We start from the raw sequence: 25,154 nt of genomic DNA, 5'->3' as shown, positions 1-25,154 counted from the left end.
GTCATGGCAGCACTGAGCATTCGCGCCCTGTCCAAGCGCTACGCCAATCTGGAGGTGCTGAAGGACATCGCGCTCGACATCGAGAGCGGCGAATTCACCGTGCTGGTCGGACCGTCCGGCTGCGGCAAGTCCACGCTGCTCAACATCGTCGCCGGGCTCGACCGCCCGAGCGCAGGCACGATCGAGATCGGCGGACGCGTCGTCAACGACGTCCCGCCGAAGGACCGCGACATCGCCATGGTGTTCCAGTCCTACGCGCTCTACCCGTCGATGACGGTGCGGCAGAACATCACCTTCGGGATGGAATGCCGTCACGTGCCCAAGGCCGAGCAGGACGCGGCGGTCGCCAATGTCGCAAAGCTGCTTCAGATCGAGACGCTGCTCGGCCGCAAGCCGTCGCAGCTCTCCGGCGGCCAGCGCCAGCGCGTCGCGATGGGGCGCGCGCTGGTCCGCGATCCCCTGCTCTTCCTGTTCGACGAGCCGCTCTCCAATCTCGACGCCAAGCTGCGCGTCGAGATGCGGATGGAGATCAAGCGCCTGCACCAGCGCATCGGCGCCACCATCGTCTACGTCACCCACGACCAGATCGAGGCCATGACGATGGCGACGCGGATCGCCGTGATGCATCAGGGCTGCGTGCAGCAATTCGCCGACCCCGATACCGTGTACCGCTATCCCGCCAATCTGTTCGTCGCGCGCTTCATGGGCTCGCCCCCGATGAACACGCTGCCGGCACGGCTCGAAGCCGAAAATGACGGGCTGGTGGTCGTGATCGGCGCGGGACGGCCGGACCAGATCCGCCTGCGCCTGAGCGGATATGACAGCGCAGCTTCCTTTGTCGGACGCGACGTGGTGTTCGGCATCAGGCCGGAATGCATCGCCGAGGGCAGCCGCGTGTTTTCGAACGATGCGCCCGTCCTCATCGAGGCTCCCGTGGACATGGTCGAGCCGACCGGTGCCGAGACGATGGTGTCGCTGCGGCTCGGCGGCGAGCCGGCGATGGCGCGCATCTCACCCGATATCCGGCCGGTGCCGGGCACGTCCGCCTCCTTCGCGCTCGACACCCGCCGCATTTGCCTGTTCGACCCCAAGACGGAGCGACTGATCGTATGACCAAGACGAGCTATGCCGGCCTCGCCGACCGCGTGGTGCTGATCACCGGCGGTGCCAGCGGCATCGGTGCCGCCTTCGTGCGCGCCTTCGCCGCCCAGTGCGCCCGGGTCGCGTTCCTCGATATCGATGCAGCGGCCGGCAAGGCGCTGGCCGCCGAGGTCGCAGCCGCAAGCGGCACCGCGCCGCTGTTCGTGCCCTGCGATCTCCTGGATATCGACGCCTTGCGCGCCGCCCTGGCCGAGGTCCAGCGATCGCTTGGCGACGCCGCCGTGCTCGTCAACAACGCCGCCAACGACCAGCGCCAGGTGCTGGCTGAGGTGACGCCCGCCGAGTTCGACTGGATGATCGGCGTCAATTTCAAGCACGTCTTCTTTGCCGCACAAGCGGTGGTGCCGCAGATGCAGGCACGCGGCGGCGGCTCGATCATCAACATGTCCTCGATCGCCTGGATGCGCGGTGCGCCGGCGCTGCCGGTCTACGCCGGGGCCAAGGCGGCGATCGTCGGCTTCACCAACTCGCTGGCCCGGTCGGTCGGCCCCGACCGCATCCGCGTCAACGCGATCGCGCCCGGCATGGTCGTGACCGAGCGGCAGCGCCGGCTGTGGTATCCGGACGAGAAGGTCATCGCCGAGATGCGCTCGCGTCAGGCCGTTCCCGATGCGGTCACGCCCGAGGACATCGCCAACATGGCGCTGTTCCTCGCCTCCGACGACAGCCAGCGCATCACGGGGCAGTGTTTTCGAGTGGATGCGGGGCTTGCGTAGGGCGTGGTGGGGCACACTGGTGCAACGTTCAAGGTGTCGTAGGATGGGCAAAGCGAACCGTGCCCACGAATTATGCTCATCGCGACGACTCGTGGGCACGACGCTACGCGCCTTTGCCCACCCTATGAGACCGTCGTCTTATCGCCTGTCCTTGCGCATCGTGGCGAGCACAATATCGGCGGCGAGCACGCTCGGCGATTTGTTGCCAGTCGACATGATCTGGTCGAGCCGCGCAAACGCCTCGACCTGCCGCCGCCGCAGGGGGGACTCCGTCAGCACGTCGTGAAGCGCGGGCGCCAGCTTCTCCGGCGTGCAATCCTCCTGCAAATACTCCGGAATGACGTCCTCGCCGATCACGAGATTGGCGAGGATCACCGAGGAGACGCGGATGGCGCGGCGCAGGATGAAGGCCTCGATCGCGCCGACACGATAGGCTGTCACCATCGGAATGCCCGACAACGCGAGCTCCAACGTCACCGTGCCGGATTTGGCCAGCGCCGCATGCGCGATGCGGAAGGCGGCGCGCTTCTCGTTCTCGCCGATCACGATGCTCGGCTTGACCGGCCAGCTTGCGATGCCCTCGCGGATGGTGGCTTCCAGATGCGGCATGGTCGGCAGCATCAGCTCGAAGGCACAGCCTTCCGCCTGCAAGCGGCCGAGCGTTGCGCCGAACACGCCGAGATGATGCCTGACCTCGCTGCGGCGGCTGCCGGGCAGCACCAGCAGCACCGGCGGCTCGCTGCTGCGGCGCGCCTGCTCCTCCGCGTTCGGCCGCAGCGAGGACAATTGCTCGATCAGGGGATGGCCGACATAGCTGCATGGCGGTCCGCCGAGCTTGCGGTATTCCTCCGGCTCGAACGGCAACAGGCCGAGCACATGGTCGACATAGCCGAGCATGGTGCGCGCCCGTCCCGGCCGCCACGCCCAGAGTTGCGGCGAGACGTAATCGACGATCGGAATCGCGGAATTCTTCGCGCGCACGCGGCGGGCAACGCGATGGGTGAAATCGGGGCTGTCGATGATGACGAGCGCGTCCGGCGCGGCTTCCAGCACGGCCTCGGCGGTGGTGCGGATCAACCGCAGGATCTTCGGCAATTGCTGCACCACCGCGGCGAAGCCGACGATCGACAGCTCCTCGATCGGAAACAGCGATGCGAGCCCCTCGCGCGCCATGGTGCGGCCGCCGACGCCGACGAATTCGACGCCGTCGCCGAGGCGCTGGCGCAGCACCTTCATCAAGGCACTGCCGAGCCGGTCGCCGGATTCCTCGGTGGCGATCAGGCAGATCCGGCGCTTGGGATCGCGCGACTGCATCACGCCGGCAGGCCGATGACGAAGAGATATTTGGCGTCGGCCAGCGCGATCATCGCCTGCGGCTCGGCCGCGATGGTGTTGCCGGCGATGACGGCGATGCCGGCGAGCCCTGCGGCGGCCACACCTTCGAGCGTGCGCGGGCCGATCGTTGGCAGGTCGAAGCGCAGGTCCTGGCCGCTCTTCGGCGCCTTCACCAGCACGCCGCGGCCGGCCGCCGCGCGAATGCGTCCCTCCTCGCGCAGCCGCGCCACGCGCGCGAGCAGCGCGTCGGTGCCCTCGATGTCCTCGACCGCCACCACATGGCCGTCGATCACCACCACCGCCTGGCCGATGTCGAACGGGCCGAGCGCGGTCAGCACCGCACGGCCCCGCTCGATGTCGGCCTTGCTGTTGTCGTTCGGCCAGGCGCGGCTGATGCAGCCTTCCGGCATCAGGAGATCCGGGGCGACGTCCTTGATGCCGACCATGCGAAAGCCGTCCTGCTCGAGGAGGCGGCCGACGCCGGACAGGAGATGATCGTCACCGCCGCGAAAGGCGCGGATGACGTTGCCGAGCAGGCGCAGCGTCTTGACGTCGAACCGGATCTCCGCGAGCGAGGGGCGCACCAGGGTGCCGATGAAGATCAGGTCGCGGCAGCCCTCCTCGCGAAACAGCCGCATCGCACGGCCGAGCTGGCCGACCGAGATCCAGCGGTGACGGAATTTCTCGACCCGGGCCGGATCGCAGGCGCCGCGAAGCGGAAACAGCACCGGCGTGATGCCGCGGGCGGCGAGCGAGTCGGCGACCGCGAACGGCATGGCGCCGCCGCCGGCGACGATGCCGACCGGCGATGAAACTTGCGAAGCCGCCGATGTCATGCCCGGGGCCATGCCAAGGTCACTTCGCGATGGCGGGAAGGCAGAGCGGGCGTTTGCCCTTGCCGATGAAGTCGAGGATCTCGGCGATCGCCGGATCCTCGCCCGCGAGCGGCCGGGATGCCTCCAACCGCTCGGCGAAGGTACCGGGGCCGTGGAAGAGTTTCTGGTAGAAGCCCCGCACGGCCGCGAGCCGCTGCTTGGTGAACTTGCGCCGCTTCATGCCGATCAGGTTGAGGCCTTCCAGCACCGCATATTGGCCGTTGACGAGGCCGAACGGGATGATGTCGTCGCGCACGCCACAGACGCCGCCGACCATGACCTGGGGGCCGATGCGGGTAAACTGGTGCACGGCGGACAGGCCGCCGATGAAGACGAAATCGCCGATCTCGCAATGCCCGCCGAGCGTCGCCGAGGTCGCGAAGATCACGTCATTGCCGACGTGGCAGTCATGGCCGACGTGGCTGCAATTCATGAAGTAGCCGCGATCGCCGACCGTGGTGATGCCGCCGCCGGCGACGGTGCCGGCGTTCATCGTCACGGATTCCCGGATGGTGCAGCCCGATCCGATTCTGAGCTTCGTCAGCTCGCCCCGGTAGCTGAGCGATTGCGGCGGGGTGCCGAGCGAGGCAAAGGGATAGATGGTGCAATCGTCGCCGATGGTCGTCTGCGCCGTGACATGCACATGCCCGATCAGCTTGCAGTTCGCGCCGATCACGACATTCGGGCCGATGATGCAATAGGGCCCGATCTCGGTGCCCTCGCCGATCACGGCGCCGTCCGCGATCCGTGCGGTGGGATCAATCTTGCTCATCAAGCAATCTTACTCGTCAGGAAGCTCTGATTAGGTGTTGAAGTCATTCAGTTTTCCGGTGGTTACCGCGTCTATGCCCGATCTGTCCAGTGACGTATCATCTCGTCGTGTTTCAAGTATCGGATGAGGCGGCCGTCCCGGTCCGCCCCGGAGTTCATGCGGAGCTTCAACACTCGTGGTCAGGACCTTGGCACTTCTGCTCGCACAGCTCGCGACCGCGCCGATCGTGTCCGAGACGGTCGAGACCGGCGATCGCCGACCGGTCGACCTCGCGACATTCGAATGCCGCGACATCAATCGCAGCACCGTGCTCCAGCGTGTGTGCTACGACCGCGCGCGGCATGACCTCGTCGTCGCGACCGGCGGCTCCTATGCGCGCTATTGCGGCGTCGCCGCCGAGACGGTCGACCGCCTGCTCGGCGCGCCGTCCATGGGCCAGTTCTTCAACCGGCACATCGGGCGCGAGGCCGCCGGCGGCCGCTACGATTGCAGCGCCTGAGCCCCGTCCCGCTGGGCCCGGAGCCGCTCAGTCCGTCAGCATGGCCCCGACATCGGCCTCGGCGACGACGACGCCATTGACCTTGGCATCGCCGTGAAACCACCACATCGCCTTGCGGCGGCCGAGCGAGCGCATGTGATACTCGATGGTGTCACCGGGCAGCACCGGCTTGCGGAACTTGCACTTGTCGATGGTGAGAAAATAGACCGCGCGCGGCTTCTCGGTGCCTTCGACAGACTTGATGCCGATCACGCCTGCCGTCTGCGCCATCGCCTCGATCATCATGACGCCGGGATAGACCGGGCGCTCCGGGAAATGCCCCTGGAAGGCCGGCTCGTTGAAAGTGACGTTCTTGATGCCGATACCGCTGTAATCGGCGCGGATGTTGATCACGCGATCGATCAGCAGCATCGGAAAGCGGTGCGGCAGGGTCTGGAGGATGGCATTGATATCCACCAGCTCGAACTTCACAGGTGATTCCGCCGTCATTCCCGTCCCTCGTCCTTCGCATCGGCCTTGCTGTCGCGCACCAGGCGCTCCACCGCGATGATCTCCTTGAACCATTGCTTGGTCGGCTTGGCAAAGAAGCCACCCCAGCGCCCACCCGGCGGGATGTCGTCCTTGACGCCGCTCATCGCGGTGACCTGGGCTCCATCTCCGATCTTGAGGTGGTTGTTGATGCCAACCTTTGCTCCGAGCGCCACGTTGTCGCCGATGGTCAGGCTGCCGGCGAGGCCGATCTGGGCCGCCAGCAGACAGTGCCGGCCAATGGTCACATTGTGGCCGATCTGGACCTGATTGTCGATTTTGGTCCCCTCGCCGATCACGGTGTCACGCAGGCTGCCACGGTCGATCGTGGTCCCCGCGCCGACCTCGACATCGTTCTGGATCAGGACCCGGCCGGTCTGCGGCACCTTCAGATGGCCCTCGGGGCCGAAGAAGATGAAGCCGTAGCCGTCCTGGCCGATCGAGCAGCCGGGATGGATCAGCACGTTGTTGCCGATCAGGGCGCACTGGATCGCGGTCCGGGCGCCGACATTGCAGTCCCGGCCGATCTTGACTCCGGGGCCGATCACCGCCCCGACGCCGACCACCGTGCCGCTGCCGATCTCCACATCCGGGCCGATCACCGCCAGGGGATCGACGATCACGCCGTCCTCGAGCCGGGCCGAAGGATCGATGATCGCCGACGGTGCGATACCGTCATTGCCGACCCAGGATTGCGGCCTCAGCGCGTCCCCATGCCATTCCCGCGCGATCCTGACGAAGGCCCGGAACGGCTGCGCCACCCGCAGCACGGCCACATGGGCGGGCACCTGGGCCTCGAAGCGCGGGCTGACCAGGCAAGCGCCGGCCTTGGTCGCCTTCAGCTCGTCGGCATATTTGAGGTTGTCGAAGAACGCCAGATGCATCGGGCCCGCTTCGTCGAGCGAAGCAAGGCCGGTGATGACGTGGCTGCCCCTGCCGGGATCGACCAGTTCGGCCTTGGCCAGCGTGGCAATGTCGGCCAGCCCTAAGGCAGGCGGCTTTGTGAAGAAGATCGGCTGCGCCATTCCACCCCGTCGCGGTCCGGCTTCGGCATGAAGCGGTCAGACCGCATCATGCCCCAACTCTTGGAATCGCACGATCCCCTTCGGAAACCGGCTCCATTGATCCGGATCGTGCCGTGCTGATCGAACTAGAACGTGGTGCCGCCGCCGAACCGGAATTCCTGCGTACGGTCGTACTTGCCCTTGCTGAGCGGCACGGCGTAGTCGAAGCGCAGCGGACCGAATGGCGACTGCCAGATCAGGCCGACACCAACCGACGAGCGGATGACCTTGCTGTCGTCATAGACGAGGCCGGTACAGGTCCCCGTCGTTGACGGGTTGATGCTCGACGGGATGCAGCCCGGCGCATTGACTTCGTTGGTCGTGGTCCAGCTCGTCGGTCCCTTATAGTCGTAGAGGCCGCCGGCATCGGCATAGACCGCGCCCTTCAGACCCACTTCCTTCGGCAGGAACCAGAACGGCATCTGCAGTTCGAGCGAAGCACCCCAGTACTTGGTGCCGCCGAGCGCGTCCCGCGACCCGAACGGGTTCAAGTCACGCGGGCCGATGCCGTTGGGAGCAAAGCCGCGGACCAGGTTCGGACCCATCTGGAAATGGTCGAGCATCCGCAGATCGTCGTTCATCTTGGTCAGAATGCCGCCCTGGAGACGGACGAGACCAACGATGTCGGACACCAGCGGGGCATAGTACTTTCCGTCCGCCGTGGTCTTCAGATAGGACACGTCGCCGCCGACGCCGGCGAAATCCTGCCGGAAGTCGATGAGCAGACCGTCGGTCGGGTTCTTGTTGTTGTCCAGCGTGTTGTAGGTGAGCGTGTAGCCCAGCGCCGAGGTCAGGGTCTTGCCGTTGGCAAGCTCCCTGCGCACCGGCAGCGAGGCTTCGCCGTCGTTGTAGCAACCGAGGCCATTGGTCGAGCTCAGGTCGATGCCGTTGGCGGCCGCGTAAGCCGGGCTTGGATTGAACGCCCCGCTGGCCGGATTGTTGTTACAATTCGCCAGGTAGCTCGGCAGCGTGATTTCCTGCTGGTAGATCGAGTAGCGCAGCTGCAGCGACAGATCTTCACGCAACGAGAAGCCGAGACGCGGCGAGAAGCCGAGCGTCTTGGTGCCGTAGGAGATGTAGTTGTTGGCGAGCTGCTGGCGCTGATAGAGGTCGAGACCGAGCGCGACGCGATAGTCGAGCAGATAAGGTTCGACGAACGACAGCGAGTAGCCGCGGGCATACTGGCCGTAGGTCACCGCCGCCTTGGCGAACAGGCCGCGGCCGAGCAGATTGCGCTCGGAGACCGAGACTTCGGCCAAAGCGCCGTCGGTGGTGGAGTAACCGCCCGAGATCGAGAAGTCGCCGGTCGATTTCTCTTCCATGTCGACGACCAGGATCACGCGATCGCTCGACGAGCCCGGCTCGGTCGTGATCTTCACGCTCTTGAAGTAGTCGAGGTTCTTCAGGCGCCGCTCGGCACGATCGACCAGGGCGCGGTTGTAGGCATCGCCCTCGGAGATGTCGAACTCGCGGCGGATGACGTAGTCGCGCGTGCGCGTGTTGCCGCGCAGGTTGATGCGCTCGATATAAGTGCGCGGGCCCTCGTCGATGTTGAACACGACGGAGACGGTGTGCGCCTCGAAATTGCGGTCGCCGCCGGGACGGACCACGGCGAAGGCGTAACCGCGGCGCGAGGCCTCGATCTGCATCTCCTCGACCGATTTTTCGACCGATTCGACGTTGTAGAGCGAGCCGGCATGGACGCGCGAATAGCCGCGCATCGACGCTGGATCGAAGTTCGGGATGCTGGAGCGGAAGTCGACCGCGCCGACGCGGTATTGCGCGCCTTCCTCGATCTTGAAGGTGACGTTGAAGCCCTTCTTCTCGGGGTCGTATTCGGTCAGCGCAGCCACCACCTGGACGTCGGCGTAGCCGTTCTTGAGATAGAAGCGGCGGATCAGGTCGCGGTCGGCTTCGACGCGGTCGGGATCGTAGACGTCGCCGCTGCCGAGGAAGCTCAGCAGGTTCGTCTCGCGCGTCTTGATGACGTCGCGGAGGCGGTAGGACGAGAACGCGTTGTTGCCGACGAACTCGATCGACTTGACGCCGGTCTTGACGCCCTCCTCGACCGTGAAGATGAGATCGACGCGGTTGTTCGGCTGCTCGATGATCTCGGGCGTGACGCGAACGTCGTAGCGGCCGGACCGGCGATAGATCTCGGCGATTCGCAGCGTGTCGGACTGCACCATGGCGCGGGAGAAGGTGCCGCGCGCCTTGGACTGCACCTCAACGGTGAGCTGCTCGTCCTTGATCTTCTTGTTGCCCTCGAAGGCGATCCGGCCGATCACCGGGTTTTCGACCACCGAAACGACGAGCTGGCCGCCGGGACCGCGGTTGATCCTGACGTCCTGGAACAGGCCGGTCTCGATCAGCGCCTTGAGGCCGTCGTCGATGGCGCCTTGATCCAGGCGACCGCCCGGACCCGGCTTGAAATAGGAGCGGATCGTCTCCACCTCGACGCGGCGATTTCCCTGGACGGAAATCGACTGAACGGTCTGGGCGAGCGCAGACGAAGACACAAAAACAGCCCCGACCGGGGCAACCACCGGCGCGCCGAACATGATCAGGGTTGCGAGCAAGCCCCCCCGGAGTCGCAGTCCAAACTTCATCGCGCAACGCGCCCTTATCATTCCGTGCCAGACCCAACCCCAACGCCGGTCCGGAGATTCCCCAAGTCGAGGCCGCTTGTAGCCAATTTCGCCGACGCCGCAAACGGCCGAAAGCGTCGTGATTTCAATTTCATTCCAAGACGTTGCTCAACAGCAACGCCACAAAAAAGCCTCCATCAAGATGCCGCCATCCGCAGAATGTCGTTGTAGGTCGCAAACACCATCAGCATCAGCACCAAGCCGAGCCCGATTCGGAACCCCATCTCCTGGGTCCGCTCGGACAGCGGCCGGCCGCGAAGCACTTCCGCCGCGTAGAACATCAGGTGGCCGCCATCGAGCAGCGGGATCGGGAACAGGTTCAGCAGACCGATCGACACCGACAGCACCGCGCACAGGTTGATCACGAACTGGAACCCGGCGCTGGCCGCCTGCCCCGACATCTTCGCGATTCCCAGGACGCCGCTGACCTCGTTGGGATTGCCTTGCCCGACGAAAAGCGAGCCCAGGAACTTGAAGGTGCTGGTGATGATGAACCAGACCTGCTCGACCCCGATCTTGAGTGCCTCGCCGATACCCACCGGCGCGGTCGAGGCCTCGCCCGCCTGTGCCTTGTGCTCGATGCCGAGCACGCCGAGACGGTGGCTGTTGCCGAACGGATCCTTGCGCTCGAGCAGCGCCGGGGTCGCCGTCAGCGAGACGATGGTACCGTCCCGCTTCACCTGGAAGGCAAGCGCCGAACCCGCGTTCATCGCAACGATTCGCTGCATGTCGGCAAAGCTCTCGATCGGCTTGCCGTCGATCTGGACGACCACGTCCCCGACCTTGAAACCTGCCGCAGCCGCAGCGCCGTCGGCAACGACGCCGTCGACGCGCGCGATCGTGCTCGGCTTGCCGTAATACAGCGCCATGCCGGCAAAGATCAGCGCACCCAGGATGAAATTGGCGATCGGGCCGGCCGCAACGATGGCGGCGCGCGGGCCGACCTTCTTGTGGTGGAAGCTGCCGGAGCGCTCCTCGGCCGTCATGGATGCAAGCGTCTGCGCGGACGGGGTCGAGGCCTCGCTCTCGTCGCCGAAGAACTTGACGTAGCCGCCGAGCGGGATCGCCGAAACCTTCCAGCGGGTGCCATGGCGATCGTTGAAGCCGATCAGCTCGGGGCCGAAACCGAGCGAGAAGGTCAGCACCCGGACGCCTGCCCAGCGCGCGACCAGAAAGTGGCCGAGCTCGTGGAAGAACACGACGATCGTCAGGACGAACAGGAAGGGAACCGCGTAGCCCAAGACCCCATGGCTCAACGTATTGAAACTATGGGTGAAAAAATCGATCATCGAATTCCCTCTTCCAGCGCCGCAAGGCCCTGGTCCGAACCAACTAGGATGCCTTTAAGGCAATTTGAGGCAATAGGGCGGCAGCCCTATTTCGCGCAACATGGTCAACAGAGATTGCATCGTCGGCGGACGTCAGCGGTGCCTGGTTCCCGCTGCGGATCCAATCGTCCAGCGTCGCCTCCACCAGCCGGGCGATCGCACCGAACCGGATCTTGCCGGCGATGAAGGCGGCGACCGCGACCTCGTTGGCCGCGTTGTAGACCGTGGTCGCCCCCTTCCCGGTCCTGAGCGAATCGAACGCCAGGCGCAGGCCGGGGAAGCGCTCGAAATCGGGCGCCTCGAAGGTCAGCTGGCCGATCTTGGCGAGGTCCAGCTTGGCCGCCGGCCCCTTGATCCGGTCCGGCCAGCCGAGGCAATGCGCGATCGGGGTGCGCATGTCGGGCGCGCCGAGCTGGGCCACCACCGAGCAGTCGGAGAACTCGACCATGCCGTGGATGATCGACTGCGGATGAACGAGAACGTCGATCTCCTCGGGCGCGAGCGCGAACAGATAGGACGCCTCGATCACCTCGAGGCCCTTGTTCATCATCGAGGCGGAATCGATCGTGATCTTCTGGCCCATGCTCCAGTTCGGATGCTTCAGGGCCTGCGCGAGGGTCGCCTGCTCGATGTCCGCCGGCTTCCAGGTGCGAAACGGGCCGCCCGAGGCCGTGATGATGACGCGGACCAGCTCGTCGCGATTGCCGGAGCTCAGCGCCTGGAACAGCGCATTGTGCTCTGAATCGGCCGGCAGGATGCATGCGCCCGCCTTGGCGGCACGCTGCATGAAGAAATCACCGGCGCAAACCAGGCATTCCTTGTTGGCCAGCGCCACATGCGCGCCGCGATCGACCGCCGCCAGTGCCGGCTTCAATCCGGCGGCGCCGCTCACGGCCGCCATCACCCAATCGGCCGGACGGGCGCCGGCTTCGATCACCGCGCTTTCGCCGGCCCCGCATTCCGTGCTCGTTCCCGCCAGTGCGGCCTTCAGCTCGGCGAATTTGGAGGCGTCGGCGATCGCGACATAACGCGCGGAAAATTCTTTTGCGAGCTTCGCCAGCGCGGCGACATTGCCGTTCGCCGTCAGCGCTTCGACGCGGTAGCGCTCGGGCGAGGCCCGCAGCAGATCCATCGTGCTGTCGCCGATCGAGCCGGTGGCGCCGAGCACCGTGACGCTGCGGACGGATGACGCCGCAGCCTTGTTGTTTCGCAATGGGACTGCGCTCATATCCTCACCAAACCATAAGACCGCTTCCGGCGCTATGCACACCATGGCGGAGAAAGCCGATAATCCATGCCGCCAGGATGGCGGCGACAAAGCCGTCCAGGCGGTCCATTAGCCCGCCATGGCCGGGAATTAAGTGACTGGAATCCTTGACACCGAAGCGCCGCTTCACGGCGGATTCGAAGAGATCTCCGAGTTGCGACACCACCGACAGGACGGCACTGACCAGGAGCAGCGGAACTGCCTTGCCGATGCCGCAAGCGGCAAAACCTCCGGCCACCGCAAGGCTCGCCACGAAGCCGCCGAGCGCGCCGGACCAGGTCTTCTTCGGGCTCACGCGCGGCCAGAGCTTCGGCCCGCCGATGTTGCGGCCGGCGAAATAGCCCCCGATATCGGTCGCCCACACCACGAGCAGCACGAACATCAGCGCGGAGAAGCCGTTGACGAGGTCCTTGCGCAGCAGGATCGAGGCCAGCAACGCCGCCGCTGCGTAGGCAAAACCGGTCGCTGCCCAGACGAACTTGCCGCGCGCGATCAGCGTCACGATCGCGCCGCCGACGAGACCGACGACGACGGAGGTCTTGAGCCCGCCAAAGGCGACGGCGGCGCCCATCATGGCGATGACGACCGTCCCTGCCCCGGTCAGCGCGACGGAGGCTGCGCCGACCACCGTCAGCCATTCCGCGAACAGCCCGATCGAGACCAGGGTCACGAGCAGCGCCCAGAGCCAGCCGCCGGCATAAGCGATCGCAATGGCGAGCGGCGCCAGCACCAGCGCTGCGAGGATTCGCATCACCAGATTGCTCGGGGCGGGCTTGGCGCCCACCGGTGCGGAATCGTGCTCGCTCACGAGGCGGTTTTCGCGACCAGGCCGCCGAAACGGCGCTCGCGCCGGGCGAATTCGGCGATCGCGCCTTCGAGCGCCGCCTTGTCGAAGTCGGGCCAGTGGATCGGCACGAACACGAGCTCGCTATAGGCGGCCTGCCACATCAGGAAATTCGACAGGCGCTGCTCCCCGCTGGTGCGGATGATGAGATCGGGATCCGGAATGTCGGGCGCATCGAGATGCGCCCCGAGCGTCTCGGCATCGATCGTGGCCGGATCGCGCTTTCCTTCCGCGACCTCGCGGGCGAGCTTTTGCGCCGCCTTGGCGATCTCCTGCCGCGAGCCGTAGTTGAAGGCGACGACGAGCGTGAGGCGGGAATTGTCGCGTGTCAGCTCCTCGGCCTCGTTGAGCAGCGCGCAGATGTCGCTCTCGAGCCCCCCGCGCTCGCCGATGATGCGGACCTTGACGCCGTCGCGATGCAGGCTCGCCAGGTCGTTGCGGATGAAGCGGCGCAGCAGGCCGAAGAGATCGCCGATCTCGCTCGCCGGGCGCGACCAGTTCTCCGACGAGAACGAGAAGATGGTGAGATAGCGGATGCCGAGCTCGTGCGAGGCCCGCACGACGCGGCGCAGCGCCTCGACGCCGCGGCGATGCCCTTCCGCACGCGGCAGGCCGCGCGCGGCCGCCCAACGCCCGTTGCCATCCATGATGATGGCGACATGCGCAGGCGCCTCGGACCTGTCAGGTCCTTCCGTTGCGGGCGCGGCGGCGTTGGACATGAAGGCGATGCCTTAAACGGTGAGGATTTCTTTTTCCTTGGCGGCCAGCAATTGGTCGATCTCGGCGATGGTGCCGTCGGTCGCCTTCTGCACCTCGTCGGCGTGACGCTTCTGGTCGTCCTCCGACATCTCGTGATTCTTCTCCAGCTTCTTGAGCACGTCGAGGCCGTCGCGGCGGACGTGGCGCGCGGCGACCTTGGCGGCTTCAGCATATTTGTGCGCGACCTTCACCAGCTCCTTGCGCCGCTCCTCGTTCAGCTCGGGGATGCGCAGGCGCAGCACCTGGCCTTCGGTCGCGGGCGACAGGCCGAGATTGGAATCGACGATCGCCTTCTCCACCGCCTTGACCATCGACTTGTCCCAGACCTGCACCGAGATCAGGCGCGGCTCCGGCACGCTGACGGTGGCGAGCTGGTTCAGCGGCATGTGACCGCCATAGGCATCGACCTGCACCGGATCGAGCATCGAGGCGGAGGCGCGGCCCGTCCGCAAGCCGCCGAGCTCGTGCTTGAGCGAGGCGACGGCGCCCTGCATGCGGCGCTTCACTTCGTTGAGGTCGAAATTACCCGTGGGCATCACGTTTCTCCTTCAAAATCCCGGCGACCGCTCCCGCGCCTTCCCTTTCGGGCGCGCCAGACGAGCCTTCAGCCGGCGACGATGGTCCCGTGGCCGACGCCGCGCAGTATCGCACCGATCGACCCCGGCTCCGCGATCGAGAATACGATGATAGGCAGCGACGTCTCGCGGGCAAGCGCGAAGGCGGTCGCATCCATCACCTTGTAGCCGCCCTCGATCGCCTGCGAATGGGTCAGCCGGTCAAACCGCGTGGCGGCGGGATCCTTCTTCGGATCGGCCGAGTAGACGCCGTCGACATTGGTCGCCTTCAGCACCGCCTGGGCGCCGATCTCCGCGGCGCGCAGCACCGCGGTCGTGTCAGTGGTGAAGAACGGATTGCCGGTTCCGCCGCCGAGCAGCACGATGCGGCCTTCGGCGAGATATTTGTGCGCCGCGGTGCGGGTGAACAGCTCGGAAATCTCGGGCATGACGAAGGCCGACAGCGTCCGCGCCGGCGTGCCCTTGCGCTCGATCGCCGCTTCCAGCGCGAGGCAGTTCATCATGGTGGCAAGCATGCCCATGGTATCGCCGGTCGGGCGCGACACACCGCGGCTGGAGACCTCGACACCGCGCACGATATTGCCGCCGCCGATCACGACCGCAACCTCGGTGCCGAGCTTGCGGGCGGCGATCAGATCGTCCGCGACCCGGTCGACGGTCGGCTGGTCGATGCCAAAGCCCTGCTGTCCCGCGAGATATTCGCCGGACAGCTTGATCACGACGCGACGATAGACCGGATCAGTCATGAGCACTTTCCTTGTCCGGGCGCCGCTTCCGGCGGCACGCCGGAAGGAACGTTCCGGCGCTTACTTCTTGCCGCTGGCCGCGGCGACCTCGGCCGCGAAGTCGCTTTCCTGCTTCTCGATTCCCTCACCGAGAGCATAGCGCACAAAGCCCGCGATCTTCACAGGCCCGCCGACCTTGCCCTCGGCTTCCTTGACCGCCTGCGCCACCGACTTGCCGGTGTCGTGGATGAAGGCCTGCTCGAGCAGGCAGACTTCCTTGTAATAGGTCTTCAGGCCGGACTCGACGATCTTCTCGATCACGTTCTCGGGCTTGCCCTGCTGGCGATATTTGTCGGCGAGCACGTCCTTCTCGCGCTTGACGACCGCCGGATCGAGGCCGGACGGATCGAGCGCGAGCGGGTTGGCGGCGGCGACATGCATCGCGATCTGGCGGCCGAGGCTTGCGAGCTCGTCGGCCTTGCCGGCCGATTCCAGCGCCACGATCACGCCCATCTTGCCGGCGCCGTCGACGACGGCACCGTGGACGTAATGCGCCACGACGCCCTGGCTCACTTCGAGCGAAGCTGCGCGGCGCAGCGTCATGTTCTCGCCGATGGTGGCGATCGCGTCATTGATTGCGGCTTCGACCGTGACGTCACCGACCTTGGCGGCCTTGATCTTCTCGACATCGGCGCCGACGTCGAATGCGACCTGGGCGATCATCTTGACCAGGCCCTGGAACTGACCGTTGCGCGCGACGAAGTCGGTCTCGGAATTGACCTCGACCACGACGCCCTTGGTGCCCTTGGTGAGCGCGCCGATCAGACCTTCGGCGGCGACGCGGCCCGACTTCTTGGCGGCCTTGGACAGGCCCTTCTTGCGCAGCCAATCCTGCGCAGCTTCCATGTTGCCGTCGTTCTCGGTCAGCGCGGCCTTGCAGTCCATCATGCCCGCGCCGGTGGACTCGCGCAGGTCCTTGACCATCGCAGCTGTGATCGTTGCCATCGTTGAAAATCCTTTTTGCCTGCCGGTTCGCCGCGGCGTGGCTTGGAGGCGCCCCGCCGCGGTCCATCTCAGGAATTCGCGTCAACTGAAATGGTGGCCGGATCTCGTCCGGCCAGCCCATCGCTCTCTCGACTATTCCGCTTCCGCGGTCAGCGCCTTGGCCTTGGCCACCCAGGCATCCGCGCGGCTCGGCAGACCGACTTCTTCGCCGATCGTGTGCGCGGTGTCGTGGTCGAGCTCGGCGAGCTGCCAGTAGTGGAAGATGCCGAGGTCGTTGAACTTCTTCTCGATCGTGCCCGACACGCCCGGGAGCTTCTTGAGGTCGTCGGCGGTGCCGCGCGGACCTGCAAGGCCCTGGAAGCCGCTCGACGACGCCGCCGGCAGCTCCTCGGCGACCGGCTGAGCCGAGGCGCCGACGTCGATGCCCGAATCACCCTGGGCCCGCGAGATGCCGTCGATCGCCGCACGCGCGATCAGATCGCAATACAGCGAGATGGCGCGACCGGCATCGTCATTGCCCGGCACCACATAGGTGATGCCCTTCGGGTCCGAATTGGTGTCGACGATCGCGGCGACCGGGATGTTGAGGCGCTGGGCCTCCTGGATCGCGATGTCTTCCTTGTTGGTGTCGATCACGAAGATCAGGTCGGGCAGGCCGCCCATGTCCTTGATGCCGCCGAGCGAGCGATCGAGCTTGTCGCGCTCGCGCTGAAGCGTCAGGCGCTCCTTCTTGGTGTAGGAGCTGGCATCGCCGCCGGCCAGCACGTCGTCGAGGTGACGCAGGCGCTTGATCGAGGCCGAGATCGTCTTCCAGTTGGTCAGCGTGCCGCCGAGCCAGCGCGAATTGACGAAATACTGCGCGCAGCGCTTGGCCGCGTCCGCGACGCCGTCCTGCGCCTGGCGCTTGGTGCCGACGAACAGAATACGGCCGCCCTTGGCAACCGTGTCGCTGACGGCCTGAAGGGCCTGGTGCAGCATCGGCACGGTCTGGGCGAGATCGACGATGTGGATGTTGTTGCGGGTACCGAAAATGAACGGAGCCATTTTCGGATTCCAGCGGTGCGACTGGTGACCAAAGTGCACGCCAGCTTCGAGCAGCTGACGCATAGTGAAATCGGGTAGTGCCATTGTTCTGATTCTCCGGTTGGTTCCTCCGGAAACGTGTGAGCAAAACGGAGCGTTCGCCCCGGCTGCCACCGGACGGCCTTGTGAGCCATGTTTCCGTGTGAGATGGCGCGCTATATAGCGCCATTTCGGCCAGAAGCAAGGAAATAAGGCGGCCGTCGCGGCCGCCCGAAAGCCGCTGTCGTCACGCTGCTGCCGATTCCCGGCGCCCTCCTCGACCGGCTAGCACCTCGGCTGGCCGGGCGGGCACGGCTTTGAGGGAGGCCCGGCGGGCCGCGCCGGAGGCGGCGGCGGGGGCGGTGCCGCACGCGGCGGCGCGGCGGCCATTGGCAGCGGCGCCGACCGCGCAACAGGCGGTGGCGGCGGCGCAGGCCGTGCAACCGGAGGCGGCGGTGGCGCCGGCCGCGCCATTGGCGGCGGTGCGGGCCGGACCACGGGCGGCGGTGGGGTTGGCCGTGCCACGGCCACGGGCGGTGGCGCAGCCCGGGGCGGCGGAGGCGGTGCGACCCGCGGCGGTGGCGGCGGCGTCGGTCTCGCCAGAGCCTGCGGAGGCGGTGGCGGCGCGACGGGCTTGGCGACCTGCGGCGGCAGACCGGGCCGGCGATCTGGAACTCTTGACGGCTCCCGCGCTGCCACTGGTGGCGGCGGAGGCGCCGCCGGCCTGACCGCGCTCGGGATCCCCGGCCGGCCGGTGGCGGTGCTCGGAGGCGGCAATGCGCCCGGCTGCGGACCGGTCGGCCTGCCCCGCCGGTCAGCCCCGGACGGCGGCTGATTGGGCGGCGTCGCGGTCGCCGCGTTCGGCTGCGCGGGCGGGATGTTGCCGGCGGGCGGTGTGGCGGTCGCAACAGGTTTCCCGGTGGGTGCGGCAGCGCCGGGTGCGCGCCCGGCACCTGCCGGTGGCGGCGGTCCGCCTGGAGTCCCGGGGACCGGCAGCGTGTTCGCCTGCGGCAGCGTGTTTGCCTGCGGCAGCTTGGTCGCCTGCGGCAGCTTGGCTGATGCGGGTGGCTGCGGCGTCGCCGCGGCGTTGCCAGCAGGGGCCGTCGCGGTCGGACTTGGTGCGGCGTTCGGCGCGGCAGCACCGGGCGCAACCGCCGGTCCCGTCGGCGGAGCGCCCGGAGCCCCCGGCGCCGGCAAGGTATTGGCCGGCGGCAGCTTGGCCCCGGCCGGAGGCTGCGCGGTCGTGGCGGGAGCGACATTGGCCGGAGCAGGTGCCGGGATACCTGGCCTCGCCACTGGCTGGATCGTCGCGCTCGGCGGCATCGGTGCCTTGCCCTGCTGGATCAGCGCGGCACGCTGCGCGACCGCCTGCGGCACGGCCGGGCCTGCCGGATTGGCACGGCCGGCAACCGCAGGTGCCAGATTGGCCGGACCAGGCCCCGGCCCCGCGGCCGGCGCAGCTGCCGGCGGGCGATTGATCACCGTGTTGATCACCGTCGTATTATGGATGTTCTGGTAGATGATGTTGTTCGGCGGCGGCGCGACATAGACCGGCGGCCGGACGAACACCGGGATCGGCACGAACACCGGCTGCGGCAGCACGAACAGGCCGATCACCGGCAGCGGCGGCGGCAGCACGACGAAATCCGGCGGCGGCGGCGGCAGGTAATAGACCGGCGGCGGCGGTGGCGGCGCGAAGCCGAAATCGGGATCGCTGAAATACAGCACCGGACGATCGACATAGATCACCTCCTCCGGCGGCGGTGGCGGCACGTCGTAGTCCAGCATCGTGAAAGTCGGCGGCGGCTCGATCGGCGCGGTCAGGATCGCGAGCCGGCGCCGGGCATCGCCCGCATGCGGCCCGCGCGGATAGCGGCGCAGATACGACCAATAGGCGTCGGGCGTATCGGCGCGATAGGTCCGCCTCCAGGTGATCGCCTCGCGGCGCGCCGCCACGATCGCCATGACGCGCTTTGCGAGCGGATCGCCCGGATAGGCGGCGAGAAATTCCTCATAGGCCGCCAGCGTGTCGCGCGCGAGCGCGGCGGCATAGGCGTCCTGCACGCCGAGATCGCGGATCGGCTTGCTGCGGATCGCGGCGACCTGGTCGGGTGCAGCCTCCGGCGGCGGCGCGTCGGGCCCGCGCTCGAAGAACGAGAATGGCGTCGAGATCTTCTGCTCGTGCCAGGGCACCTGCGCGCCCTTGCTGGCTTCGTTGACGCGCAGGCGCACGCGGTCGAACACCTCCGCCAGCGGCAGGCCGCCGGTGCGGATCATCTCGGCGAGCGATTGCGCATAGATGCCGTACGGCCCCGGCTCCTCCGGCGCCACCGTGCCGGGCGCCGCGTTGAACGCGATCAGCATGTTCGCCTCGGGCTCGACCAGCGCCAGACCGCCCGCGATCGGCTGACCGCCCTCGATGAACGGCTGCGCGCGGGCCGCGTCGAGCACGACGATGTTGGCCTTGAGCGGAATGGCAGCAAGCTGACGCGCATAATCGCTGATGCGCAGGGCTTCGGTCGGAATGTCGGTGTCGCGGGCGATGTTGGAATCGACCGGGACGAAATAATTCTCGCCGGCAAGCTGCACGCCATAGCCGGCAAGATAGATCATCGCGACGGTTCCCGGCCCGGAGGCCTGGGCCTTCTGGATGAAGTCGCGAAGGCTCTTGCGCAGCGTGTCGCCGTCGAGATCGCGCGCTCCAACGACGTCGAAGCCGGCCGCCTGCAGCGTCTGCGCGATCAGGCCGGCATCGTTCGCGGTGGTCGCCAGCGGCGACTTGGCATAGGCGCCGTTGCCGACCACGAGCGCGATGCGCTTTTCCGGCTGCTGCGCGCGGGCCGCGTCCGGCGCACCGGCGGCCAAGGCCACGATCGGCAGGAGAAGGCAAATGAAGGCTCTGAACGTCCCGCGCATGGCTCGCCTGCCCGTTATTCTTGTTGAGGTGCCACCACGCATCAGGCGCGCGGCCGGCTGAACGGCGCTTGAACGAAAAGCTCGGATTGAGGCGGAGGCGTGGCCATGCCGCCGCGCGCGTCAGCGCCGCAGCAGCCTCACGGCAACCGCGGCGCAGCCTGGAAAACGCGCGAGGCTCTTCAAGTCCCCAACATGCGATCAGACCGGACAATCGAGCCGGCCGAACGCCTGGCAGCCGGACTCTCACGGCTAGAGGCGCGACCATCCGGCATCCGATGCGCTCAGCCCTGGGCCAGCAACTCGACGGCGCCCGTGCTCAGCCGATAGATACCGCCGACCACCTTGAGCTTGCCCTGCTCGACCGCCGCATTGAGGATCGGTGCGGCCGATTTCAGCTTGGCGACGTTGTCGACGACGTTCTGGCGGATGGCGTTGTCGAGCGCATTCCCGCTCTGCTGGGCCGCCGTCTTCACCGCCGGCGCGATCGCGGAGACCAGCGTGGGGATGTGCCCGGGCAGCGGCTTGTCGTCCTTCAGCGACTTGATCGTGGCGTCGACGGCACCGCAATTGTCGTGGCCGAGCACCAGGATCACCGGCGTGCCGAGCACGGCGACGGTGTATTCCATGCTCGCAACGGTCTCGTCGCCGGCAAAATTCCCGGCGACGCGGCACACGAACAGATCGCCGCGTCCGCTGTCGAAGGCATATTCGGGCGCGATGCGCGAATCGGCGCAGCTCAGAACGGCCGCATAGGGATTTTGACCGCCGACCAGTGCCTCGCGCTCATGCTTGAAATCGTGACGGCGCGACACGCCCGACACGTAGCGCGAATTGCCCTCCATCAGCCGCTTCAGCGCCGCATCGGGCGACAGCACGTTCTGGGGTTTCGGCGGCGCCTTCGCCTCCTTGGCCGACGCCGCCCCGCCAAGCGCGGCGGCTCCGAGCGCGGAAGCGGCGAAGAGCATCATCGAGCGGCGGGAGGGAGCGAGCGATTGATGCGGATTTTCAGAGCATTTGTCACACATGGTTGTTCTTTCTTGGTTGCGCGCCGGGAAACAACTGATAGCTGTGCTCGGCAGACTTCGAAACCATGCATGAGCTTGATAGTTAAGCTTTGGTTTGCGGCGCCGCAGGCCGCGTCAGATCTGCTGCACGTCGACCACGCCCGCGACCGCCTTGATCGCGCCGGCGATCTGCGGCGAGACCTTGAAGCGACCGGGCAGCTTCATCTCGACCTCGGTCTCGAGGTCGAGCATCATCACCAGCGAGACCTCGCCGTCGCCGTTTCCGCGCGGCGCGATGCCCGGACTGCCGACCTTCGGCGCAGCGCCGTTCGAAGCCGCCATGTCGGGGCCGGCCAGACGCTTGGCGATCGAATCCAGCGGCTTGGTGTCGCGCACGAAGATGCGCAGGCCCTTCTGCGTCTTGGCGGCGGCATCGTCGAGCGGCTCGGCATGCAGCACGCGGGCGCGGACGTCCTCGCCCTGCAGTTCGGCGCCCAGTTGCAGCAGCACGGCGGCGCCCGGCTCCAGCACGTCGCGATATTGCGCGAGGCCTTCGGAGAACAGCACCGCCTCGAAATGGCCAGTGGGATCGGACAGCCCCATGATGCCCATCTTGTTGCCGGTCTTGGTGCGCCGCTCCATGCGCGAGACCACGGTGGCCGCGACCTTGCCGGCGGTGGCGCCGGTTTTCACCGCGCGCGAGAATTCCGCCCAGCTCTGCACCCGCAGCCGCTTCAGCACGGTGGCGTAATCGTCGAGCGGATGGCCCGACAGGAAAAAGCCGACGGCGTCGTATTCGCGGCGGAGCTTTTCGGCCGGCAGCCAGGGCTCGATCTGCGGCAGCATGATGGTCGGCGCATCCGCCGACATCCCGAACATGTCGTTCTGACCGATGGTCTCGGCCTGATGCGCGCGCTGGCAGGCGGCCAGGATCGAGTCCGCGCCGGCGAAGACCCGGGCGCGGTTCGGCTCCAGCGTGTCGAAGGCGCCGGCGGCAGCGAGACTTTCGATGATGCGCTTGTTGATCGCGCGCGGATTGACCCGCGCGGCGAAGTCGGCGAGCGAGGTGAACAATCCCCGCTTGGTACGCTCCTCGATGATCTGCTCGATCGCCTGGATGCCGACGCCCTTGAGCGCTGCGAGCGCGTAGTAGATCGTCTTGTCGCCGACCTCGAAGGTCGCGCCGGAGCGGTTGATGTTCGGCGGCTCTACCTTGATGCCGAGGCGCTGCGCCTCGGAACGGAATTCGGAGAGCTTGTCGGTGTTGTTGAGATCGAGCGTCATCGACGCCGCGATGAACTCCACGGGATAATGCGCCTTCATGTAGGCGGTGTGGTAGGACACCAGCGCATAGGCCGCCGCGTGGCTCTTGTTGAAGCCGTAATCGGCGAACTTCGCCAGCAGCTCGAAGATGGTCTCGGCCTGCCCTTTCGGCACGCCGTTCTTCACCGCGCCGGCGACGAAGATGTCGCGCTGCTTGTCCATCTCGGCGCGGATCTTCTTGCCCATGGCGCGGCGCAGCAGGTCGGCGTCGCCGAGCGAATAGCCCGACATCACCTGCGCGATCTGCATCACCTGTTCCTGGTAGATGATGACGCCGAAGGTCTCCTTCAGGATCGGCTCCAGCACGGGATGCAGGTATTCCGGCTCCTCGTCGCCGTGCTTGCGCGCGCAATAGGTCGGGATGTTCGCCATCGGGCCCGGCCGATACAGCGCCACCAGCGCGATGATGTCCTCGAAACGGTCCGGGCGCATGTCGACCAGCGCGCGCCGCATGCCCTGGCTTTCAACCTGGAACACGCCGACCACCTCGCCTCGGGCCAGCATCTGGTAGCTCTCGGCATCGTCGATCGGCAGCGTGGCGAGATCGACATGGATGCCGCGCGGCTTGAGCAGTTTGCACGCGACGTCGAGCACGGTCAGCGTCTTCAAGCCGAGGAAGTCGAACTTCACGAGCCCCGCGGGCTCGACCCATTTCATGTTGAACTGGGTCACCGGCATGTCGGATTTGGGATCGCGGTAGAGCGGCACGAGCTCGCTCAACGGGCGATCGCCGATCACGATGCCGGCGGCGTGGGTCGAGGCGTGCCGCGTCAGGCCTTCGAGGCGCTGGGCGATGTCGAAGGCGCGCGCCACGATGGGATCTTCGTCGCGGAACGCCTGGAGCTTCGGCTCGCTCTCGATCGCGGCCGCAAGGGTCACCGGCGCCGCCGGATTCTGCGGCACCAGCTTGGTCAGCTTGTCGACCTGACCATAAGGCATCTGCAGCACGCGGCCGACGTCGCGTAGCACGCCGCGCGCCTGCAGCGTTCCGAAGGTGATGATCTGCGCGACCTGGTCGCGGCCGTAACGCTCCTGGACGTACCTGATCACCTCACCGCGGCGGTCCTGGCAGAAGTCGATGTCGAAGTCCGGCATCGAGACGCGCTCGGGATTGAGGAAGCGCTCGAACAGCAGGCCGAACTTGATCGGATCGAGGTCGGTGATGGTCAGCGCCCAGGCAACCAGCGAGCCGGCGCCGGAGCCGCGGCCCGGCCCGACCGGGATGCCTTGGCTCTTCGCCCATTTGATGAAGTCGGACACGATCAGGAAGTAGCCCGCGTACTTCATGCGCATGATGACGTCGAGCTCGAACGCCAAGCGCTTGCTGTAGTCCTCTTCGGTGGTGCCCTGCGACAGGCCGTGAACGCGGAGACGGTTGGCGAGCCCCTCCTCCGCCTGGCGCTTCAGCTCGGCGGCCTCCACCGACGCGGCATCCGAGCTCTGCGCGGCGCCGACGGTGAAGAGCGGCAGGATCGGCTTGCGCGTCATCGGGCGGAAGCAGCAGCGCTCTGCGATCTCCACCGTCGAGGCCAGCGCCTCGGGAATGTCGGCGAACAGCACCGCCATCTCGGCGCGCGTCTTGAAGCGATGATCGGGCGTGAGCTGCTCGCGCTCGGTCTCGGCGATCAGCCGCCCGCCGGCGATGCAGAGCAGCGCGTCATGCGCCTCGTAATCGTCGGTCGTCGCGAAATAAGGCTCGTTGGTCGCAACCAGGGGCAGGCCCTTGGCGTAGGCGATGTCGATCAAGCCGCTTTCGACGCGCCGCTCCTTCTCAGTGTTGTGACGCTGCAATTCGATGTAGAGGCGATCGCCGAACAGGCCGGCCAGACGCTCGCACCGCAAGGCCGCGAGCTCGGCATGACCGCCGGCGAGCGCCAGCGAGATCGGTCCGTCCGGTCCGCCCGTCAGCGCGATCAGGCCCTCGCTCTCGCCCTCGAGCCAGTCGAATTTGACGAACGGCGCATGGCTGTCCGGCGTCTCCAGGAACGCGCGTGAGTTGAGCCGCATCAGGCTGCGATAGCCGCGCTCCTGCGCCCCCAGCAGCACCACGCGCGAGGGCCCCATCGCGTTGCGGGCATTGGGATCCTGATCGCCGAAATCGATCGCCAGCTCGCAGCCGACGATCGGCTGGATGCCGGAGCTCGCCATCTTGTCGGAGAACTCCAGCGCGCCGAACATATTGTCGGTGTCGGTCAGCGCCAGGGCCGGCTGGTGGTCCTTCTTGGCAAGCTCGGCGAGCTTGGCGATCTTGATCGAGCCCTTGAGCAGCGAATAGGCCGAGTGAACGTGAAGGTGGACAAATCCGGCGCTCGGCATGGTCGCGTGACGGCCTCTTGCAGATGGAATGGAGCGGTCGCCGGCTCCTCAAGGCATCATGCGCCTGTCTGGCCGACTCGCAGCTCAATGGTGGGGTGCCGCGCCGCGAGAGTCCACGCCGGAGCGACGACTTCGCCCCGTCGTCCCGCTTTTCCCCAACCAGGCACGCTAGAAGCCTCCGGACTTAGAGCTGCGGTATGACCTGGGCCCAGATCGCGATCATCCCGACGAACAGCGTGATCGACGCCAACGCGGCGGCTTCTTCAACGAAAACCCTGAACATGTCTCGCTCCCTTGCTAGAACGTATGAAGAACATTGTTCTCATTTCGTTCTCGGGAGTCAAGCTCGGCGGATGATCTCGAGGGGCAATGGTTAACTCGCTGAATCCATGCAACAAAAAAGCCCCGGCCAAGGCCGGGGCTTTCGATGAC

Annotated in this window: 20 protein-coding genes; 3 read left to right on the top strand and 17 right to left on the bottom strand. The window is 66.6% G+C overall.

The genetic code is table 11. The features are described from left to right. Positions 1-3: 3 nt before the first annotated feature. The gene (locus K410_RS0117630; protein ID WP_028136124.1) at positions 4-1,113 is read left to right on the top strand and encodes an ABC transporter ATP-binding protein; all 1,110 of its coding nucleotides are present in this window, start codon (positions 4-6) and stop codon (positions 1,111-1,113) included. Then, positions 1,110-1,877, top strand: a complete 768-nt coding sequence (locus tag K410_RS0117625; RefSeq protein ID WP_028136123.1) for an SDR family NAD(P)-dependent oxidoreductase — start codon at positions 1,110-1,112, stop codon at positions 1,875-1,877. The genes K410_RS0117630 and K410_RS0117625 overlap by 4 nt, the downstream gene beginning before the upstream one ends. A gap of 138 nt (positions 1,878-2,015) precedes the next feature. Here the strand turns inward: K410_RS0117625 and lpxB are convergent, their stop codons facing one another. Genes lpxB through lpxA form a run of 3 tightly spaced genes read right to left on the bottom strand, consistent with a single transcriptional unit; the run spans position 2,016 to position 4,859 of the window. Beyond that, on the bottom strand, positions 2,016-3,194 hold the full coding sequence (lpxB, locus tag K410_RS0117620) for a lipid-A-disaccharide synthase (protein WP_028136122.1): 1,179 nt from the start codon (positions 3,192-3,194) through the stop codon (positions 2,016-2,018). Continuing rightward, complete coding sequence (locus K410_RS0117615; RefSeq protein ID WP_049820272.1) at positions 3,191-4,048, bottom strand: LpxI family protein; 858 nt, start codon at positions 4,046-4,048, stop codon at positions 3,191-3,193. The genes lpxB and K410_RS0117615 overlap by 4 nt, the downstream gene beginning before the upstream one ends. 19 nt (positions 4,049-4,067) lie before the next feature. Then, complete coding sequence (gene lpxA / locus K410_RS0117610) at positions 4,068-4,859, bottom strand: acyl-ACP--UDP-N-acetylglucosamine O-acyltransferase (RefSeq protein ID WP_028136120.1); 792 nt, start codon at positions 4,857-4,859, stop codon at positions 4,068-4,070. Between the two features lie 175 nt (positions 4,860-5,034). Between lpxA and K410_RS0117605 the strand changes: the two genes are divergently transcribed. Next, positions 5,035-5,358 carry a KTSC domain-containing protein gene (locus K410_RS0117605; protein ID WP_028136119.1) on the top strand — a complete coding sequence of 108 codons (324 nt, stop codon included), beginning with the start codon at positions 5,035-5,037 and terminating at the stop codon, positions 5,356-5,358. A gap of 27 nt (positions 5,359-5,385) precedes the next feature. Here the strand turns inward: K410_RS0117605 and fabZ are convergent, their stop codons facing one another. The 14 genes from fabZ to dnaE form a co-directional block, all read right to left on the bottom strand. Continuing rightward, positions 5,386-5,847 (bottom strand): 3-hydroxyacyl-ACP dehydratase FabZ, encoded by a 462-nt coding sequence (fabZ, locus tag K410_RS0117600; RefSeq protein ID WP_028136118.1) that lies wholly within the window; start codon positions 5,845-5,847, stop codon positions 5,386-5,388. After that, entirely contained in the window at positions 5,844-6,911 is a 1,068-nt protein-coding gene (lpxD, locus tag K410_RS0117595) for a UDP-3-O-(3-hydroxymyristoyl)glucosamine N-acyltransferase (RefSeq protein WP_028136117.1), read from the bottom strand. The genes fabZ and lpxD overlap by 4 nt, the downstream gene beginning before the upstream one ends. A 125-nt stretch (positions 6,912-7,036) precedes the next feature. Beyond that, positions 7,037-9,559: an outer membrane protein assembly factor BamA gene (bamA, locus tag K410_RS0117590; protein WP_028136116.1), complete on the bottom strand. Its 2,523-nt coding sequence runs from the start codon at positions 9,557-9,559 to the stop codon at positions 7,037-7,039. A 176-nt stretch (positions 9,560-9,735) separates the two neighbouring features. Then, on the bottom strand, positions 9,736-10,887 hold the full coding sequence (gene rseP / locus K410_RS0117585; RefSeq protein ID WP_028136115.1) for an RIP metalloprotease RseP: 1,152 nt from the start codon (positions 10,885-10,887) through the stop codon (positions 9,736-9,738). Positions 10,888-10,930: 43 nt separating this feature from the next. Continuing rightward, on the bottom strand, positions 10,931-12,154 hold the full coding sequence (gene dxr / locus K410_RS0117580; RefSeq protein WP_028136114.1) for a 1-deoxy-D-xylulose-5-phosphate reductoisomerase: 1,224 nt from the start codon (positions 12,152-12,154) through the stop codon (positions 10,931-10,933). A gap of 4 nt (positions 12,155-12,158) precedes the next feature. Next, positions 12,159-13,001 (bottom strand): phosphatidate cytidylyltransferase, encoded by an 843-nt coding sequence (locus K410_RS0117575; protein ID WP_028136113.1) that lies wholly within the window; start codon positions 12,999-13,001, stop codon positions 12,159-12,161. Continuing rightward, complete coding sequence (locus tag K410_RS0117570; protein WP_028136112.1) at positions 12,998-13,756, bottom strand: isoprenyl transferase; 759 nt, start codon at positions 13,754-13,756, stop codon at positions 12,998-13,000. Before K410_RS0117570 ends, K410_RS0117575 begins: the two co-directional genes overlap by 4 nt. Positions 13,757-13,768: 12 nt before the next feature. After that, on the bottom strand, positions 13,769-14,332 hold the full coding sequence (gene frr / locus K410_RS0117565; protein ID WP_028136111.1) for a ribosome recycling factor: 564 nt from the start codon (positions 14,330-14,332) through the stop codon (positions 13,769-13,771). 68 nt (positions 14,333-14,400) lie between these two features. Further along, complete coding sequence (gene pyrH / locus K410_RS0117560) at positions 14,401-15,117, bottom strand: UMP kinase (protein ID WP_028136110.1); 717 nt, start codon at positions 15,115-15,117, stop codon at positions 14,401-14,403. A gap of 60 nt (positions 15,118-15,177) precedes the next feature. Next, entirely contained in the window at positions 15,178-16,101 is a 924-nt protein-coding gene (tsf, locus tag K410_RS0117555; protein WP_028136109.1) for a translation elongation factor Ts, read from the bottom strand. A gap of 132 nt (positions 16,102-16,233) precedes the next feature. Continuing rightward, positions 16,234-17,229 carry a 30S ribosomal protein S2 gene (locus K410_RS0117550; protein WP_028136108.1) on the bottom strand — a complete coding sequence of 332 codons (996 nt, stop codon included), beginning with the start codon at positions 17,227-17,229 and terminating at the stop codon, positions 16,234-16,236. A 219-nt stretch (positions 17,230-17,448) separates the two neighbouring features. Beyond that, positions 17,449-20,079: a caspase family protein gene (locus tag K410_RS0117545; RefSeq protein ID WP_028136107.1), complete on the bottom strand. Its 2,631-nt coding sequence runs from the start codon at positions 20,077-20,079 to the stop codon at positions 17,449-17,451. Positions 20,080-20,360: 281 nt separating this feature from the next. Further along, positions 20,361-21,104 (bottom strand): carbonic anhydrase, encoded by a 744-nt coding sequence (locus K410_RS0117540; RefSeq protein ID WP_028136106.1) that lies wholly within the window; start codon positions 21,102-21,104, stop codon positions 20,361-20,363. Between the two features lie 114 nt (positions 21,105-21,218). Then, entirely contained in the window at positions 21,219-24,722 is a 3,504-nt protein-coding gene (gene dnaE / locus K410_RS0117535) for a DNA polymerase III subunit alpha (RefSeq protein ID WP_028136105.1), read from the bottom strand. Positions 24,723-25,154: the final 432 nt, after the last annotated feature.

Source organism: Bradyrhizobium sp. 22 (assembly GCF_000482425.1).
GTDB lineage: Bacteria > Pseudomonadota > Alphaproteobacteria > Rhizobiales > Xanthobacteraceae > Bradyrhizobium > Bradyrhizobium japonicum_B.
This window is presented reverse-complemented; position numbering and strand designations above follow the sequence as displayed.